General features: G+C 47.2%; 14 protein-coding genes and 1 pseudogene. 6 read left to right on the top strand and 9 right to left on the bottom strand.

Annotated features, from left to right (window positions below):
* Window positions 1-132: 132 nt before the first annotated feature.
* The 4 genes from QUB12_RS03720 to dusB all read right to left on the bottom strand — a co-directional run bounded on the left by QUB12_RS03720 (window position 133) and on the right by dusB (window position 4,152).
* Window positions 133-624, bottom strand: a complete 492-nt coding sequence (locus tag QUB12_RS03720) for a hypothetical protein (RefSeq protein ID WP_333144605.1) — start codon at window positions 622-624, stop codon at window positions 133-135.
* Window positions 621-1,931: an AAA family ATPase gene (locus QUB12_RS03715; RefSeq protein WP_333144606.1), complete on the bottom strand. Its 1,311-nt coding sequence runs from the start codon at window positions 1,929-1,931 to the stop codon at window positions 621-623. The genes QUB12_RS03720 and QUB12_RS03715 overlap by 4 nt, the downstream gene beginning before the upstream one ends.
* Window positions 1,932-2,121: 190 nt before the next feature.
* Window positions 2,122-3,042, bottom strand: a complete 921-nt coding sequence (gene argF, locus QUB12_RS03710; RefSeq protein ID WP_333144607.1) for an ornithine carbamoyltransferase — start codon at window positions 3,040-3,042, stop codon at window positions 2,122-2,124.
* Window positions 3,043-3,141: 99 nt separating this feature from the next.
* Complete coding sequence (gene dusB, locus QUB12_RS03705) at window positions 3,142-4,152, bottom strand: tRNA dihydrouridine synthase DusB (RefSeq protein ID WP_333144608.1); 1,011 nt, start codon at window positions 4,150-4,152, stop codon at window positions 3,142-3,144.
* 463 nt (window positions 4,153-4,615) lie between these two features.
* On the opposite strand from dusB, the gene QUB12_RS03700 reads away from it, so the two are divergent.
* Window positions 4,616-6,214, top strand: coding sequence for a glucose-6-phosphate isomerase (locus QUB12_RS03700; RefSeq protein WP_333305505.1), 1,599 nt, complete (start codon window positions 4,616-4,618; stop codon window positions 6,212-6,214).
* 518 nt (window positions 6,215-6,732) lie between these two features.
* The gene (locus QUB12_RS03695; protein ID WP_333305503.1) at window positions 6,733-7,473 is read left to right on the top strand and encodes a response regulator transcription factor; all 741 of its coding nucleotides are present in this window, start codon (window positions 6,733-6,735) and stop codon (window positions 7,471-7,473) included.
* 3 nt (window positions 7,474-7,476) lie between these two features.
* Here the strand turns inward: QUB12_RS03695 and QUB12_RS03690 are convergent, their stop codons facing one another.
* The 4 genes from QUB12_RS03690 to murC all read right to left on the bottom strand — a co-directional run bounded on the left by QUB12_RS03690 (window position 7,477) and on the right by murC (window position 11,607).
* Window positions 7,477-7,968, bottom strand: coding sequence for a low molecular weight protein-tyrosine-phosphatase (locus QUB12_RS03690; RefSeq protein WP_333144611.1), 492 nt, complete (start codon window positions 7,966-7,968; stop codon window positions 7,477-7,479).
* Between the two features lie 207 nt (window positions 7,969-8,175).
* Entirely contained in the window at window positions 8,176-8,526 is a 351-nt protein-coding gene (locus tag QUB12_RS03685) for a YbaB/EbfC family nucleoid-associated protein (RefSeq protein ID WP_333144612.1), read from the bottom strand.
* Window positions 8,527-8,943: 417 nt separating this feature from the next.
* Window positions 8,944-9,900, bottom strand: a complete 957-nt coding sequence (gene murB, locus QUB12_RS03680; RefSeq protein WP_333144613.1) for a UDP-N-acetylmuramate dehydrogenase — start codon at window positions 9,898-9,900, stop codon at window positions 8,944-8,946.
* 150 nt (window positions 9,901-10,050) lie between these two features.
* Window positions 10,051-11,607: a UDP-N-acetylmuramate--L-alanine ligase gene (murC, locus tag QUB12_RS03675; RefSeq protein WP_333144614.1), complete on the bottom strand. Its 1,557-nt coding sequence runs from the start codon at window positions 11,605-11,607 to the stop codon at window positions 10,051-10,053.
* A 620-nt stretch (window positions 11,608-12,227) separates the two neighbouring features.
* On the opposite strand from murC, the gene nadD reads away from it, so the two are divergent.
* Together nadD and QUB12_RS03665 are read left to right on the top strand one after the other, a co-directional pair.
* Window positions 12,228-12,944, top strand: coding sequence for a nicotinate (nicotinamide) nucleotide adenylyltransferase (gene nadD, locus QUB12_RS03670; RefSeq protein WP_333144615.1), 717 nt, complete (start codon window positions 12,228-12,230; stop codon window positions 12,942-12,944).
* 191 nt (window positions 12,945-13,135) lie between these two features.
* On the top strand, window positions 13,136-14,155 hold the full coding sequence (locus QUB12_RS03665) for a type I glyceraldehyde-3-phosphate dehydrogenase (RefSeq protein ID WP_333144616.1): 1,020 nt from the start codon (window positions 13,136-13,138) through the stop codon (window positions 14,153-14,155).
* Window positions 14,156-14,925: 770 nt separating this feature from the next.
* Here QUB12_RS03665 and QUB12_RS03660 read toward each other — a convergent pair.
* Complete coding sequence (locus tag QUB12_RS03660; RefSeq protein WP_333305501.1) at window positions 14,926-15,051, bottom strand: hypothetical protein; 126 nt, start codon at window positions 15,049-15,051, stop codon at window positions 14,926-14,928.
* 56 nt (window positions 15,052-15,107) lie between these two features.
* On the opposite strand from QUB12_RS03660, the gene QUB12_RS03655 reads away from it, so the two are divergent.
* Entirely contained in the window at window positions 15,108-16,067 is a 960-nt protein-coding gene (locus QUB12_RS03655) for a GDP-mannose 4,6-dehydratase (protein ID WP_333144617.1), read from the top strand.
* 90 nt (window positions 16,068-16,157) lie between these two features.
* Window positions 16,158-16,949: pseudogene (locus tag QUB12_RS03650) on the top strand (glucose-1-phosphate cytidylyltransferase).

The following is a 16,949-nucleotide window of genomic DNA, read 5'->3' as shown; positions in this document are numbered from 1 at the left end:
TCAATTCTCTTTATTTGTGAATTATGTTTTTTTTATTAACCGCAGAGGGCGCAGAGGGCGCAGAGAAAGAGAAGAGATAGAGATAGAGAGAATGGCTTTTCCCTTCGCGATCGCCTATTTATGCGTTCAGGACTAGGATCGGTATTTTGCGTTTTGGTGATAGCTGTTTAAATCACTGTCCAGTGACCAAATAAACACTTCACTCATGGGGAAACGCTGACATGACTTATTAAATTCTTCAATGATACTGAGATCGCCGAAGCTAGTTCCTTCATACTTATCAGGTGCTTTGTTTCTGCCAGCTAAATCAGGAAAATTGTCAATCCACAGTAGTATTTGTTCTGTATTTGGGAATTGAGTAAGTGACCAAGGAGCTTCACCCTTAAATGCAGCTTTAACTTCTTTAACAAAACGCATGGCTGTTTTCCTTCGCATTGTACCGTCGCCATTCTGGGCAATGTGGTTGCCTGTTTCTACTATGGTTGCCATCGGTAACAAAAAAGTACAACCAGATTCAGCATAAATCTTAAAATCTTCTAGGACTAATGCCCTATCCTGATTGCAGTTGGGAACATTAAGAAAGTTGAGGAAAATGCTAGTATCGATTAGGCAAATACTACTCATTCCCCGTACTCCTGCAAACGAGATAGCCATGCCATTGCTTGCTGTTTTCTCTCATCAGGCGTGTGCGGCGACTTGACAAACCGATCGACTACTCCAGCAGTTACCAATTGACCAAGAGGGCCTTGCGATATCAGGCTAGGATAGTCATACATATCTCCGAGTCGTATAAGGCGGCTATCCCCTGCTTGTGGATCTCGGTAACAAAACACTACATCACCGAGGGCCGCGTCAGGTAAGGCATCCATGAGAGCGGGGTTATGAGTAGAAAGCAGCACCCGCAAATTACGACGCTCGGCAATATCTCGAATGCAGGTTAGTAGATGTTTGGCGCGGTTGGGATGAACCCCATTATCGATTTCTTCGATGACTACTAAACTACCTTCAGTTGCTGATAGCATGGCTGCTGTAATTGCTAACACCCGCAAAGTGCCATCTGATAACAAAGCAGCCTCGCAATAGCGCGGTTTGTTACCAAAGGTTTCTGCTAGCCGCACCATCACTTCATCTCGCGGACCAGAAATGAAATCTAGCTTGTCTATAGCCTGTTCTGGTAAGCTCTGAATCAAGTTTAAAATGGTTTTTTGATTGTCTGGTTTCTTGTCCCATAGGCGAAACAAAACACTGGAAAGATTAGTGCCATCCTCTTGTAAGCGTTTATCCGATTTGAAACTGTACTCGCGCATTTTGGCGGGAACGGGATCTAGAAATAGGATGTTTTGTAATACTCTTTGATATTCGCGGACTGTTTCAGGAATGACTTTTTGGGATTTATGGTTTTTTGCATCAAAACGAGCAGGTGTGTCTAATTGAACAAAGATAGCCATTTGATCGCTGCAAATTACTCGTGGCTTATTTTTTCCTTGGGTAAAGTTGTTATAGGAAACATCAACATCCGTCCCTATTCCTTGAGATGGTTTATTTAGCTCATATAGAGGTATTTGACTTGTTTCAGTTGTCGAGCCAACAATCCGCTCACTACTAATATGCAGTTCTCCCTCACGCACATTGAGGGTTATATCAAGTTGGTTCCATTTTGTTGAGTCTAAATGGCAACCGATGGTAAAATTTGACTCTCCTTGATAAGATAAATCATCGACTCGACCGCGTATAATGCGATCGGCATTATTGACCGCATATTGAATAGTGGTGAGTTTTTGACCTTGTGCCAACCATGACAAAAACCGCAAAGCTTCAATTGCATTACTTTTGCCTGCGGCGTTGGCCCCGATGAGCACAGTCAGCGCTCCAAGCGGTAATCGGCTTGTTTTGTAACTCTTGAAGTTTGCGAGGGTAAATTCTGTTAGCATAGTGTCGATCGGGAATTGCCGATTATTGGTGTTAAATGTGAATTAGCGACAATTTCATGTTTTTCGATAACCTTTTGTGAATTATGTTTTTTTATTAACCGCAGAGGGCGCAGAGGGCGCAGAGAAAGAGAAGAGATAGAGAGATGGCTTTCTCTTTCAACCGCCGATTCTTCTCTTCCCTTCTTTATTCCTAATCGCTTTCTAGAATGCTTGCGAGCAAAGCTTGCTGAGCGTGCATCCGATTTTCTGCCTGATCCCAAACGCGCGATTGACTGCCTTCTATCACTGCATCGGTAATCTCTTCATCCCGGTGTGCGGGCAAACAGTGCAATACAATTGCATTCTTATCTGCTAACTTCAGCAATTGTTCGTTTACCTGATAGGGCTCAAACAAAGGAATCCTGATTTTTGCTTCCTCTTCCTGTCCCATACTCGCCCAAACATCAGTATAAATCACTTGAGCATTCTTCACAGCAGCTTCTGCGTCCGCCGTCACAGTAACTTCTGTTTTTCCATTAGCAATATTCTTAGCTTTTTCCACTATCTCAGCATTCGGCTGGAAATCTTGAGGGCAAGCAATTCTTACATTCATTCCCGTCATTGCACAGCCCAACATCAGCGAATTAGCCATATTATTGCCATCGCCCAAATAAGTCAGAGTCAATCCTTCTAGCTTGCCAAAACACTCTTTTACTGTCATTAAATCTGCCAGCACTTGGCAGGGGTGTTCGTCATCTGTCAGCGCATTAATAACAGGAATCTTTGCATAGTTAGCAAAAGTTGCTAAGTCCTTTTGCTCGAAAGTCCGAATCGCCAAAATGTCTAAATATCTGTCTAACACCCTGGCTGTATCTACCAAAGGTTCACCGCGGCTGACTTGGGTAACGTTGGGATTAAGGTCAATCACTTGCCCTCCCAATTTATACATTGCTACCGTAAAACTTACCCGCGTTCGCGTTGAAGCTTTGGAAAATAACAAGCCGAGAACTTTATTGCGTTTCAGCTTGACCATTCCCGATTTTAAACTGGCTGCTAGATCCAGCAAATAATTTAATTCGTCAATGCTTAAATCTGCCAGACTTAATAAATCTCGCCCTTTTAAGGAATCCATGCTTTCCCCCACCCACAAATTTTTAACTGTGTCTTAAATCTTAGCCCGCAGAGGTGAATTTTGTTTCTGTAATCCCTAGTTGGCCTCTGCGGGTAAGGTTTATGCGGGCAATTGCTCGATCGCGCGATCGATCGAATCGCAACCTTGTTCCACTGTTTCTACCACAGCCAACACGCCCCGCAATTCCCCAGCACCGGGGAAACCCTTAGCATACCAGGTTAAGTGCTTGCGCGCTTGGCAAACACCGCTTTCACCTTTATATTCCCACAAAGCCCGCAAATGTTCCTTAGCACATTCGAGGCGTTCAATTGGTGTCGGAGCTATCTTTTCCACACCCGTTTTCAAGAAATAATCAACTTCTCCCACCAAAAAAGGATAGCCCAATGTTCCCCGCGAACACATCACTCCATCAGCGCCGGTTTCTTCCAGACATCGCATCGCTGCTTCCACTGAAAAAATATCCCCGTTAGCAATAACTGGAATCGATAAAACTTCTTTCACTCGGCGAATCCACTCCCATTTTGCCGGGCCGGTGTAACCTTGCGATCGAGTGCGGCCGTGCACGGTAATCATTTTTGCTCCCGCATCTTGCATCCTTCGAGCAAATTCCAAAATATTAATTTCTTTGTCAGTCCAACCGATCCTAGTTTTAACGGTGACAGGAACCTCTACCGCTTCCACCACAGCCCGCACAATTGCCTCGGCCGTTTCCGGATCTCGCAGCAGGGAAGAACCGCCGCCGTTTTTAGTAATTTTGTTAACCGGACAGCCCATATTAATATCAACAGTATCTGCTCCTTCGGCCACAGCTTTCTGGGCTGCTTCTGCCAAGAAATCCGGCCGGCAGTCAAACAATTGAATGCTAATCGGGCGTTCGTTCGGGTCAACTTCCATAATTCTCGGCAGTTGCTTGACGTAGTGCAAACCCGTAGCGTTCACCATTTCCGTGTACATCATCGAATCCGGCGCGTAGCGGCGCACCAGGCGGCGAAATACCAAATCGGTAACGCCGGATAAGGGCGATTGCAGGACGCGGCTTTTAACTTCAAAATCGCCGATTTTGAGCGGAGTTGCTAACCTTTCTTTTAATTCGGGAGATAGAGCAAGCATAGTCGATCGCACTTTAATTCTAATATCTGTATATTATACTACACTTCAGATAGTTGACTGTTGTTAACTATATTTTTAGCCGATTATTGAGTGACAGCTAAAAGTATATTTAACCTGACCGCAATGCCTATTTTACACCTCCCGATCGCCCGAATTTGAATATTGTGAAACCAGGGCCCAAAGCCCAACCCCGACTACACTTAAATCTCTGTGCCACTTCGATCTATCTATGGGGTGTGGCCATTAATGGGGGATCTACCTACTAAGACTGTTGCCCAAGTCATATTTTTATTGTTTAATTCTGCCGAATGCTCTGCCTGCCTTCGGCTCCGGCTGCCTTCAGACGATTAATGCTTAAATTTATTAGGATTCTGCAAAAGCCGTACATCAGATCGTTTTAAACTACAATTGGTGGATTCCTGACGACCCCGATCGAACATTAAAAAAATTGTAGAGAATTCCTATGGACGCCGCAGCACTCTGGCAACGCTATCAAGACTGGCTTTACTATCACTCTGGATTGGGACTTTACCTCGATATCAGCCGCATGGGATTCGACGACGCTTTCGCAGCAGAACTCAAGCCCAAATTTGACAAAGCTTTCAAAGACATGGCAGCCTTGGAAGCAGGTGCGATCGCCAATCCCGACGAAAACCGGATGGTGGGCCACTACTGGCTGCGAAACCCTGATTTAGCTCCCACTCCAGAATTAAAACAAGAAATAGTCGAAGGCATAGCACAAGTCGAAGCATTTGTCAAGAAAGTTCAAAACCGCGATATTAAACCGCCATTTGCTCCGCAATTTACCGACATAATTTCGATCGGCATCGGTGGTTCGGCCCTGGGCCCCCAATTTGTCGCCGAAGCTTTATCCCCAGACATTCCGCCCCTAGCAATACATTTTATCGACAACACAGATCCGGCTGGGATCGATCGCATCCTTAACAAAATTAAAGACAAACTCGCCAGCACCCTAGTAATTACAATCTCCAAATCCGGCGGCACCCCCGAACCCCGCAACGGCATGATTGAAGTTCAAAAAGCCTTCGCCGCCCAAAAACTCGACTTCGCCAAACAGGCAGTTGCCATCACTGGAACAGACAGCAAACTAGACAAATTAGCAAAATCCGAAGGCTGGATTGACAGCTTCCCGATGGCCGACTGGGTGGGAGGGCGCACTTCGGAACTGTCAGCAGTAGGACTTTTGCCAGCAGCTTTGCAAGGCATCGACATTCAGGCGATGCTCGATGGTGCTAAAGTCATGGACGAAGCTACCAGAATTCCCGACATTAAAAATAATCCCGCCGCCTTGTTAGCAATGTCCTGGTATTTTGCTTGCAACGGACGTGGCGAGAAAGATATGGTAGTTTTGCCGTATAAAGATTCACTGCTATTGTTCAGCCGCTACTTGCAGCAATTAGTCATGGAATCGATCGGCAAACAGGAAGATTTAGACGGCAACACAGTTCACCAAGGTATCGCAGTTTACGGCAACAAAGGCAGCACCGACCAACACGCCTACGTCCAGCAACTGCGAGACGGCGTGCCGAATTTCTTCCTAACATTTATCGAAGTTTTGCAAGACAGGCAAGGCATTTCCCCAGAAGTAGAAACCGGCGTGACTTCTGGAGATTATTTGTCTGGTTTGTTGCAGGGAACTCGACAAGCTTTGTACGAAAATCACCGAGATTCCATTACTGTCACAATTCCCCAAGTCAACCCGGAGACAGTAGGAGCATTAATCGCCCTCTACGAAAGAGCCGTAGGTTTTTACGGTTCCTTGGTGAATGTCAATGCCTATCACCAGCCAGGGGTTGAAGCAGGCAAAAAAGCAGCCGCTGCTGTATTGGACTTGCAGCAACGGGTACTGCAAGTGCTCAAAGACGCTCAAACACCTCTGTCTGTATCAGAAATAGCCAAAAAAGCCGGAAGACCAGAGCAAATCGAGACAATTTACAAAACTCTGCGGCATTTGGCAGCCAACGGGCGCGGCGTAGCTTTGGAGGGAACATTAGGGCAGCCTGCTACTTTAATAGCAAGTTATCAACGAAATGGGGTCTAAAACCCTGTCCTTCTAGGACGGTTTTAATTTCTTAAATCCCTTCCTAAAAGTGAGGCAATTTCTAGTATACTAGAGTAGTCAAGGTTAAACTCCTTTGCCATCGTGTATAAAAACAGTTAATGACACACTTTTAGGCGTAAACCGGGGGACAAAGAGCGGCGAAAACTCTATAAACAGCTAGGGGCTTAACACAGTTCCTTTAACCAGAGAAACAAACTATTTAGTCTTGTTAAGTAGGGTAGGGCATACCCGAACTCTAGGTGAATATCCTAGTACGCTTTTGGAGATAGACCCTAGGCGGGTGACTGCGAATCGGGCTCGTTAATTGGTAGGCTTTCTACGGTTAAAAAGTTTGAGTATTGCCGAAAGGACGCAACATTTTAAGGTCAGTCGCTGAATTAAGAATCCCTGTCCTTTAGGTCAGGGAGTGTCAAAAACAGAATTAAACAGTAGAATTAAAAATTAAAAGTGACTAATTTCACTTTTAATTTTTAATGTTTAATTTTTAAATTCCCCTCATGCCCTTGACCATTCTGGTTGCTGACGACGATTTCGCGACTCGCTTGTCGATTACCGATTATCTGGAAATTACCGGATATTCTGTAATCCCTGCTGAGAACGGCAAAGAAGCTTTAGGCTTGGTAGAGGAATTTCAGCCCCACTTGATTGTTACGGACATTACAATGCCCGAGATGGATGGCTACGAATTCGTGCGGCGAGTTCGGACTCGTCCCGCTTTTCGCTTGCTGCCGGTGATTTTTTTGACGGAACGCACGACTACGCAGGAACGGATTCGCGGCTATCAGATGGGGTGCGACAATTATCTGGCTAAGCCTTTTGAACTCCCAGAGTTGGGGGCGGTAATTCGCTCTTTGCTCGATCGCTACGCCCTAATCGCTCAGGCACCGTCTCATTCCCCAAAACCTGAACCGACGCCAACAGAGGCACGCAGCAGAGCCAACAGCCAGCCCGAAGCGGATTTTTTTACTCAAAAGTCAAACACAGGCGATTCCCTACGGGATAGCTCCGCTTCACGCCCCTCTCCCAGCCAAAATGCTCCGAGTTTGACTCAGCGAGAGCGAGAAGTGCTAGAGTTGCTAACAGAAGGTCTTTCTAATATTCAAATAGGCGATCGACTCCACCTGAGTCCTCGAACTGTCGAAAAGCACGTCAGCAGCTTGTTCAGAAAAACCGACAGCAACAACCGTGCAGAACTCGTTCGTTTTGCGATGGAACACCATTTAGTCGGTAATTGGTAATTGTTAATTGGTAATTCTTAATTTTTCCTGATTTATAACATACTCCAACAAACCCGCTTGAGCGTCCAGCAGCAAATCAATTACTCGATCGAATCCCTCCGGGCCACCGTAGTAAGGATCTGGCACTTCTTTAAGGTCGTATTTCTGGCAAAAATCGCACATCAGTCGCACTTTATCTTTATACTTTCCAGCCGCATCCAGGGCAAGAATATTGCGATAATTGTCCCGATCCATAGCCAGAATCAAATCAAAATTTTCAAAATCTTTCCTGGTAAATTGGCGGGCTTCGCCTAGCAATTCAATGTCTCGCTTCCTCGCCGCCAATGCCATCCGCCTGTCAGGGGGGCTGCCAACGTGATAGCTAGCAGTTCCAGCCGAATCGCAGGTGATGCGATCGCCCAAACCAGCTTGTTCAATTAAGTGATTCATAATATTTTCTGCTGAGGGCGATCGGCAGATGTTGCCGAGACAGACAAACAATAATTTATAAGACATTAAATTAGTAATTGGTATTGAGTAATTGGTAATTGGTAATTGGTAATTGGTAATTGGAAGGAAGAGGAAAGAATATTTTTCATTCCAATTACCAAGGTTTCCTGCTTCATACCAATCAACCAGTCATTAGCTATCAAGCCGTTATTAAACATCCATCACCATTGACTAATGACTAATGACTGATGACTAATGACTGATGACTAATGACTAACCGAAACCGGGGAGATTTAGTCCACCGGTGAGTTCTTCCATTTTCTCCCGCATCGTCATCGTAGACTTAGCGTAAGCCTCCTGCATCGCCACCGTGACGAGTTCAGAAACCACATCAGCACCTTCACCGAGGGCATCCGGTGAGATTTCCACGCGGCGGGGTTCTTGGTTGCCGCTAAGAAAAACCTTGACCAAGCCGCCGCCGGCAGTTCCCTCAATTTCCATGACATCCAACTCTTCTTGGAGCTTTTTAGCTCCTTCTTGAACCTGCTGAGCTTTTTTGAAAGCTTCAGTCAGTTCTTTCATTTTGCCCAGGCCGAAGCCAAATCCCTGTCCTGATTTTGTCATCAAAATTCCTCGGGTCTGAAACCCCGTCCTTACAGGACGGCTTTACATTTAATTTTAATCCCCTTGCGGGGTAGGGGGGTATGGTTGCCCCCCCCGTGAGGATATGGTTGTCCTCAATCTCCCATTTCTGGGGTAAAGTTAGCTTTGCCAATGTTTTCTGAGCTTGCGCGGGCTAGCAGCACTGTTCCAGTGACCTTAGAACTGTTTAACTACTAGCGACAGAGCAGGGAACTAGCTTCGCATTCGCCCGGTGTCGTGACTCAAAAAACGTAGTCAGTTAAGACGCAAGGCGGGTCAAGATGGCTTGTTAGATTTCTCTTTCAAGCCTCATGCCGTCAGGGCTGAGGTTCTTGACAACTACTTTGTGATGGTGTGTGGGCTGGCAGTCTGCCGTTTCCGTATTACTTCAATGATGCCTTAGAAGGGAAACTCTCCCAGTATTCTAACTTCTGGCTCCAACAACAGCGACCACCGCTGCTCGACTTGCTGTTGAACGTGGCGGATCACTTGAAAAATATCATTGGCCGTTGCCGACCCGCAGTTAAGAATAAAATTAGCATGGCGCTGCGCTACTTGTGCGCCGCCGATCTGATATCCCTTCAGTCCCGCTTGTTCGATGAACCAACCGGCAGTCTTGGGGCCGGGGTTACGGAAGACTGAGCCACAGCTCGGTAAGTGGTAAGGTTGAGTTGTCCGCCGCTGGCTGAAATGGTCATTAGTTTCTGCCATTACTTGCGATCGGTCGAACCCCGGCTGTAACTGGAAAGTCGCTTCTGTTACTAGCCGATCGCCCCCTTGCAGCACCGAAGTCCGGTAGCGGTACTCCAACTCTTGGGGAGTCAGAATTTCCACCTTGCCACCAGGGGATAGGACGCGAGCGTTGACCAGAATATCAGCAGTACAGCCTCTGTGAGCGCCTGCATTCATCACCACAGCCCCTCCCACGCTGCCCGGTATGCCGACTGCCCATTCTAGACCTTTCCAGCCCCGTTTAGCCGCCAACCAAGCAAGGCGGGGAATTGACTCCCCCGCCCCCGCTGTAACTTGACCTGTTTCTGGGTTAAAATTCACCTGTTTCAGGTAGCGAGTGCCGACGACCAAACCGGACAAACCCCGATCGCTCACCAACAAATTAGAACCGGCACCCAGCAGAGTCACAGGCACCCCTTCAGAATCAGCCCAAGCAAAACTCGCTTGCAAAGCCTCCATACTGCGGGGAGCAACGTACCACTCGGCAGGGCCACCGACTCGGAAGGAAGTCAGGCCCGCCAGCGAAACTTGGGAGTTAATCTTGCAATCAGTTCCCCGCAAAGAAATAGGAGAATACACTCGCCGATTGTCCTTAACAGAGGAGTCATTCGAGATAGTCACCATCTTGAAAATCCTTAAAAATACCTTCGCTCGAAGACGTGGTTTAAAATCCATTTAGCTAACTTATGTCGCCCCTTTGAGCGAGCCGTCCGACAGAAGTTTCGGCCCAACGTGCAACGCCATAATGTCGATCGACTCTACTCAGTTCGCGAGCTAATCGGGGCGATCGGCTTGTTGATAAAAAGCCATCACCTCTGGAATAATCTGATTCAGATTACCAGCGCCCAAAAACAGAGCCAAATCCCCCGGTTGCAGATTTTTGGTTAAAAACTTAGTGACTGACTCCAGGGAAGGCGCAAACTCAACCTCTCGGCCTTCTTTCGCAATCAAATCAGCAACCTGCTGCCCGCTAATCTCTCCTAAATTCGGTTCCCCAGCACTATAAATATCGCAAGCCACAACCAAATCAGCATCCCCAAAAGATTGAGCAAATTCTGGCAAAAATGTCAGAGTTCGGCTGTAACGGTGGGGTTGAAAAATTGCAACCACTCTTCGGGATTTGGAATTTTTTTCGCTACCTTCGATACGCAAGCGAGCCGCCGCCAAGGTGACACGAATTTCGCTAGGATGGTGGGCGTAGTCGTCCACAAACAGGATGTCATTGTGAAAGCCCCGCACCTCAAAACGGCGGCGAGCTCCTTCAAAGCCAGCAATCGCTTTGGCAATCGCCGAAAACTCTAACCCCAACAATCGGCCTACTGCTACCGCAGCTAGTGCATTGCTGAGATTGTGTGTGCCGAGCAACTTCAACTCCATTTCCCCCAGGAAAACTCCTCGCTCCCAAATCCGAGCCTTGGTGCTTTCTGCCCCGTACTCCACGCCCGAAGCCGTGTAGTCAGCACCGCTGTCCGGCTGCAAGCTATAACTGACATGAGGCCCAAGGCAGTCTTTGACGATTTGGTCGTCAATGCAGCCCACCAAGGTTTGACAGTTTTGGGCAAACACCTTAAAAGTGTCTATTACCTGGTCAAGGGTATCGTAATGGTCTGGATGATCCAGTTCCACGTTCGTTACTATGCCAATTTTGGCTACTAGCTTAACGAGAGAACCGTCGGATTCATCAGCCTCGGCCACTAAGTAGGGGCCTTCCCCCAAACGGGCATTGCCTTCCCAAGCATTTACCTCGCCTCCTACTACGATGGTCGGGTCTAGACCCGCAGCCATCAGCATGAACCCGATTAAGCTGCTAGTAGTAGTTTTGCCATGAGTCCCGGCTACGGCTATGCTTTGGTAATCTTGAATTAACGCTGCCAACACATCCGATCGATGAAAAATCGGACAGCCCAAATCTAAAGCAGCTCGATATTCGGCATTGGCTGGGTGAATAGCCGTCGAACATACTACTTGAGGCAATCCCGCAATTGCTTGGGCGCTTGAACCGTTGCCGTTCAATTGGACAGCTTTGGCTGTCGCGACAGAAGTCCCTACCGTACCCGCGACTATCGAGGATACTGCCCTTTCCTGTTGCCCGCAGTCGGGACTGCTACCGTTAAGGGCCGTTTGAAATAGTTCAAAATTGCTGGCGTCTTGACTCCAAAAAATATGAGCTCCCATTCCTTGCAAGCGCTCGGTTATGTGACTCGATTTAATGTCGGAGCCGTACACAGGCAACTTGCGTTTAGCTAGAATGTAGGCAAGGGCTGACATCCCAATCCCACCAATGCCGATGAAATGAAATGGTCTACCGCTAAAATCAACAGAACTCGGCATCTTTGCTCCTCACACACCACACCACGCCAATAACACGCGATATCATATCAAGAATTGTTTTTTCAGGATACAGTTCGCTAGAGATTTTGTACAAAATTCTCTGCGCGTCCCTAGATTTGAGGGACTTGTAGAGATGTTTGTCTTGTATCCTATATGACTTAGTACCGAGTAGTTTTCCGGAACAGTCACAGCTCGAAAATTGCAGGTAAGAGAAAACGGGGTCTGGGGCCTGTGCCAATAGACTAATTTTGGGTGGTTGCATACTCCTGCATTCTTTCTATTTCTATCCGCCTGCTGTGCTGGGATACGGCAGCAAAAGCCCCACAACCTTTCTACCAAGATTGAGGGTAAAACCCATAAGGATTTACAAACACTACCACGAACAACAAAATTTCGCTCATTTTGTAGTCATTTATCTACTCCTACGGTTATTTTTTCTTGAAAGTCAGAGATTGACACGATCGCAACTCAACTATAGATAATATGTATTCTCACTTAATTGTATATATACCAAGTTATGCAGTTAGTCGAATAAGTCGAAAAGCGATAGAGTTTACGGTTAAAAGTGTATAAACATAAAATTGGCGCGATGTCTCTACTAATCCTGATTTTGGGGAAATATGGGGAAAATAGCGATTTTGGGGGGGACTTTTGACCCGGTTCACTGGGGTCACGTGTTGGTAGCCGAGACGGCTGCGAGTCAATTTGCTCTCGATCGAGTCATTTGGGTACCGGATCGCTCTCCTCCTCACAAAGAGCGCCCGGATTTGGCAAGTTTTGAGCGGCGGCGGGAAATGCTGGCTTTGGCGATCGGCGATCGCCCAGACTTCGTAATTTCGCCGCGGTCGGCAAATCCCAGAGGCAGTTGTTTTGCGATCGACACCCTGCTGTATTTGCAAAAATTGTATCCTGGCGATCATCGCTGGTACTGGATTATTGGTAGTGACGCACTCCTTACTCTTCCCAAATGGCACCGATGCGCCGAAATTGCCGGGTTGTGCGACTGGTTGGTGGCCCCACGTCCGAGTCACGGAGATCGAGTGACAGCAGAAACCGGGGAGATTGGGGGACTGTCCGAGTGGGGAGATTGTCCGGGTGGAAAACCCCTCGATTTCGGGGGGGACAGGATGCAGGTTCAGGCGACTGCTGTGGGCCGACGAGTTGCCGAACAAATGGCTCTTTTGGACGTGGAAATGCGCTGGGATGTGCTTTCGATGGCTGCGATCGAGATTTCGTCGAGCCACATCCGCCGCTGCTGCGCCGAAAGGATCGACCTCCGCTACTTAGTCCCGGAAGTTGTCGGGACTTATATTGCAGCCCATCAGCTTTACCAGTAACCAGCTGCAGAAAGCCTAATGCCTTCTGCCTTGCAATTTCAGCCTTCTAGAAAAGTTCAAGCTTTTTTGATCGACACAAAAAGTTATAAAGGATCAACCTTTGCGATATGATCTTGTCTCATAAGTCAATTCTTAAATTTTTCCAAAATTTAAGCCTGAGCTAGGGGCTGCCATCATTAGGAGGTACTAAAGTGATTCGAGTCGCGATCAATGGTTTTGGACGTATCGGGCGCAGTTTTGCGCGCTGCTGGCTGGGCAGAGAAAACAGCCAGCTAGAGTTGGTAGCTATTAATGACACTTCCGATCCCAGAAGTAATGCTCACTTGCTCAGATACGATTCCATGATGGGAACGTTGAAGAATGTGGACATCAGTGCGGATGAAAATTCCATTACCCTAAATGGGAAGACAGTTAAATGCGTGAGCGATCGCAACCCGCTAAACTTGCCTTGGAAAGATTGGGGTATTGATCTGATTATTGAAGCGACCGGCGTCTTCGTTGACCAAGCTGGTGCATCGAAGCATATCACTGCCGGCGCTAAAAAAGTGCTAATTACCGCTCCAGGCAAGGGTTCTGAAGTTGGCACTTATGTGATGGGAGTCAACCACCACAACTACAAGCACAGTGACTACACTGTCATCAGCAATGCTAGCTGTACTACCAACTGTCTAGCTCCTGTACTGAAAGTGCTGCACGAAAATTTTGGCATCGTCAAAGGCATGATGACCACTACCCACAGCTATACTGGGGACCAGCGCTTGCTGGATGCCAGCCACCGCGACTTGCGGCGGGCCCGGGCGGCAGCAATGAATATTGTGCCGACTTCTACCGGAGCAGCCCAAGCTGTGGCTTTGGTGATTCCAGAATTGAAGGGCAAGTTAAATGGTATTGCCATGCGCGTGCCGACTCCCAATGTGTCCGTAGTTGATTTTGTGGCTCAGGTAGAGAAAAAGACTTTTACCGAGCAAGTAAATCAAGTATTCAAAGAAGCTGCCTCTGGCTCGATGAAAGGGATTTTAGAGTACAACGATTTGCCTTTAGTTTCATGCGACTATCGCGGAAGTGATGCTTCTTCGATTCTGGATTCCAGCTTAACGCTGGTGATGGATGGCGACATGGTAAAGGTTTTGGCTTGGTACGACAATGAGTGGGGCTACAGTCAGCGGGTGGTTGACTTGGCTGAATTGGTCGCCGAACGTTGGGAAGCCTAGTACCCGAAGGCAGAAGGTATTAGTCATTCGGCAGAAGGTAAAAAATGCTGATATTTTGTACTTTTGAGTCGATTTCTAGCTGACTGGTTATTTCTGTTTTCGAGCGCTAGAGACTTTTGGCAGTCGATAGTTGGCGAGTACAAAATGAAATATGGTAGGGAGACGGCAGTGGGCAATGGTGTTAACTTAAGCTTTTTGTCCACCAGTCCTCCCGCCCACCCGTTAGTCCGCCAGGGAATGAATTCCCTGTCTAATAGCTAAAGTCCTCTGAAGAGGACTAATGAGTTTTTTAGTCCTCTTCAGAGGACTTTAGCTTTGAGGCAGGGGTTTCAACCCCTGTCGGGCGTTGCTGATTCACGGTATGAAGCAACTTTTCGCTTGATGTTACAAAGCTCAGCCTCCGAGGGCTTATAGCAATTGGGAAATCTTCCATTCATACCTGTATTCAGCAACGCCCCCTGTCGGACTATCGGTGGTACGTTAAGTTGACACCTATGGGCAGTGCGGTGTCCCTACCCGATATCCGTGGGAGACGGCAGTGCGGTGTCCCTAGGATATCCTTATGCTGCTACTCCCAGCTATCGATCATCGAACTTTTTGCAATAATACTTCGATCGGGCTTTCGGGTCTGCTTGATGATAAATTTGTTGTTTGTTTGTAGTAACCGCTTAAACTTGCTCTGGTAAATCCTGGGAAAATCCCAAATATTAAAAAAATAAAAATTCCGACTATAAAAGTTAAAAACCTGGAAAAATAGCAACGGGAGCATCTCATATTTGTAAAAATACTTCTTCTGGCTCCTTCCTTCTTCTGGCTCCTTCCTTCTTCCTCTTTCCTTCTGCCTCCTGCCTCCTGCCTCCTGCCTCAAAACTCCAATTTCTAGCGGAGGGCTGCAAAGGTGAGATGCTCCCATAGCAACAGCTACGGTGTAGTTTTAAAAGCAAAATGTAATATGAAAAAAGCGTTAATTAGCGGTATATCAGGTCAGGACGGAGCTTATTTAGCTAAACTGTTGCTCGAGCGAGGTTATGAAGTTTGTGGCACCTCCAGGGACGCCCAAATGTCTAGTTTCGGAAACCTGGCCCGTTTGGGCATCCGAGACAGAGTAAAACTAGAATCCATGTCTCTCAACGATTTTCGCAGCGTTTTGCAAGTGCTTGCTAAAATAGAGCCCGACGAAGTGTACAATCTAGCAGGTCAAAGTTCCGTCGGTCTGTCTTTTGAACAACCCGTAGAAACCCTCGAAAGCATTGCCACAGGCACATTGAATCTCTTAGAAGCAATTCGGTTTACAGGCGGCAAAATTAAACTTTACAATGCCAGTTCTAGCGAATGTTTTGGGGATACTGGAGGCAGTGCAGCGGATGAAAATACGCCTTTTCGCCCCAGAAGTCCTTACGCGGTAGCGAAAGCAACGGCATTTTGGGAAGTAGCGAATTATCGGGAAGCGTACAATTTGTTTGCGTGTTCTGGTATTCTGTTCAATCACGAGTCGCCCCTGCGGCCCGAGAGGTTTGTTACCCAAAAGATTGTATCTGTTGTCTGCCGAATTGCTGCGGGCAGTTCCGAAAAACTGCATTTGGGAAATATTTCCGTGCAGCGGGACTGGGGTTGGGCGCCGGAATATGTGGAGGCGATGTATTTGATGTTGCAGCAGGAAGAACCGGACGATTATGTAATTGCTACGGGTGCAAGTTATCCTTTGGAGGAGTTTGTGCAGACAGCGTTTGTTGCTGCGGGTTTGGATTGGCAGGAACATTTGGTAACGGATGCGAGTCTCTACAGACCGACGGAGATTGCAGTTGGGAGGGGAAATCCGGGTAAGGCGAAGCAAAAGTTGGGATGGGAGGCAAAATATAAAATGCCCGATGTGGTGCGGATGATGGTGGAAGCGAGAATTGGTAAGGTGTGAGGATTTTTTCTGAAAAAATAGCTCTTTGTTTGCAATAAATACCTGTTGTGAATTATCAGCGGTTGTGTACCCTTTTCAAGATGTGAAACAATGCAAGTAGTTATATTAGCCGGCGGTTTGGGGACACGTCTCCGAGAAGAAACAGAATTTCGTCCTAAGCCCCTAGTTGATGTGGGCGGGCGTCCGATTCTCGGGCACATTATGAAGACCTATGCCCATTAAGGATTTCATAATTTTCTTGTGTGTTTGGGTTATCGGGGCAACATGATTAAGGAGTCTTTCCTCAATTATGAAGCGATGAATAATGATTTTACTATTTGCTTGGGCAGCCAGAATTGCATTACTTATCACGAGGATCATCGCGAGCAAGATTTTAAGGTGACGCTGGCGGAAACTGGCTCGGAAAGCATTACTGGGGGGCGGGTGAAGCGGGTGGAGAAATACATCGATGATCGCGATAACTTTATGGTGACATACTGGGATGGAGTTACTGATGTAGATATTAGCAAACTGGTTGATTTTCAGAAGTCCCACGGCAAGCTGGCAACTGTGATGACAGTGCGTCCTATTTCTCGCTTCGGAATTTTAGATGTAGACAATTCCGGCAGCGTGCGGGAGTTTGTCGAGAAACCTCAAGTAGACGGCTGGGCAAGTGCGGGATACATGATACTCAACCGCCGTATTTTTGATTATTTGGGGGAAGATGAGTGCGTTTTAGAGCAAGAGCCGCTACAGCGTTTGGCTGCAGAAGGGCAATTAATGGCTTACCGACACGGCGGTTTGTTTTTCGTGATGGATACTTACCGGGAATATAAGTATTTGAATGAGCTGTCCGATAATAGAGAGGCTCCTGGGAAGGTGTGGGAATGGGAGAGGAAGTAA

This window comes from Microcoleus sp. B7-D4 (assembly GCF_036705125.1).
Taxonomy (GTDB): domain Bacteria; phylum Cyanobacteriota; class Cyanobacteriia; order Cyanobacteriales; family Microcoleaceae; genus Microcoleus.
This window is presented reverse-complemented; position numbering and strand designations above follow the sequence as displayed.

Bases quoted from the DNA above. Each gene is read 5' to 3' on its own strand.
- QUB12_RS03720 (WP_333144605.1), bottom strand. From the start codon at position 624: ATGAGTAGTATTTGCCTAATCGATACTAGCATTTTCCTCAACTTTCTT.
- QUB12_RS03715 (WP_333144606.1), bottom strand. From the start codon at position 1,931: ATGCTAACAGAATTTACCCTCGCAAACTTCAAGAGTTACAAAACAAGC.
- argF (WP_333144607.1), bottom strand. From the start codon at position 3,042: ATGGATTCCTTAAAAGGGCGAGATTTATTAAGTCTGGCAGATTTAAGC.
- dusB (WP_333144608.1), bottom strand. From the start codon at position 4,152: ATGCTTGCTCTATCTCCCGAATTAAAAGAAAGGTTAGCAACTCCGCTC.
- QUB12_RS03700 (WP_333305505.1), top strand. From the start codon at position 4,616: ATGGACGCCGCAGCACTCTGGCAACGCTATCAAGACTGGCTTTACTAT.
- QUB12_RS03695 (WP_333305503.1), top strand. From the start codon at position 6,733: ATGCCCTTGACCATTCTGGTTGCTGACGACGATTTCGCGACTCGCTTG.
- QUB12_RS03690 (WP_333144611.1), bottom strand. From the start codon at position 7,968: ATGTCTTATAAATTATTGTTTGTCTGTCTCGGCAACATCTGCCGATCG.
- QUB12_RS03685 (WP_333144612.1), bottom strand. From the start codon at position 8,526: ATGACAAAATCAGGACAGGGATTTGGCTTCGGCCTGGGCAAAATGAAA.
- murB (WP_333144613.1), bottom strand. From the start codon at position 9,900: ATGGTGACTATCTCGAATGACTCCTCTGTTAAGGACAATCGGCGAGTG.
- murC (WP_333144614.1), bottom strand. From the start codon at position 11,607: ATGCCGAGTTCTGTTGATTTTAGCGGTAGACCATTTCATTTCATCGGC.
- nadD (WP_333144615.1), top strand. From the start codon at position 12,228: ATGGGGAAAATAGCGATTTTGGGGGGGACTTTTGACCCGGTTCACTGG.
- QUB12_RS03655 (WP_333144617.1), top strand. From the start codon at position 15,108: ATGAAAAAAGCGTTAATTAGCGGTATATCAGGTCAGGACGGAGCTTAT.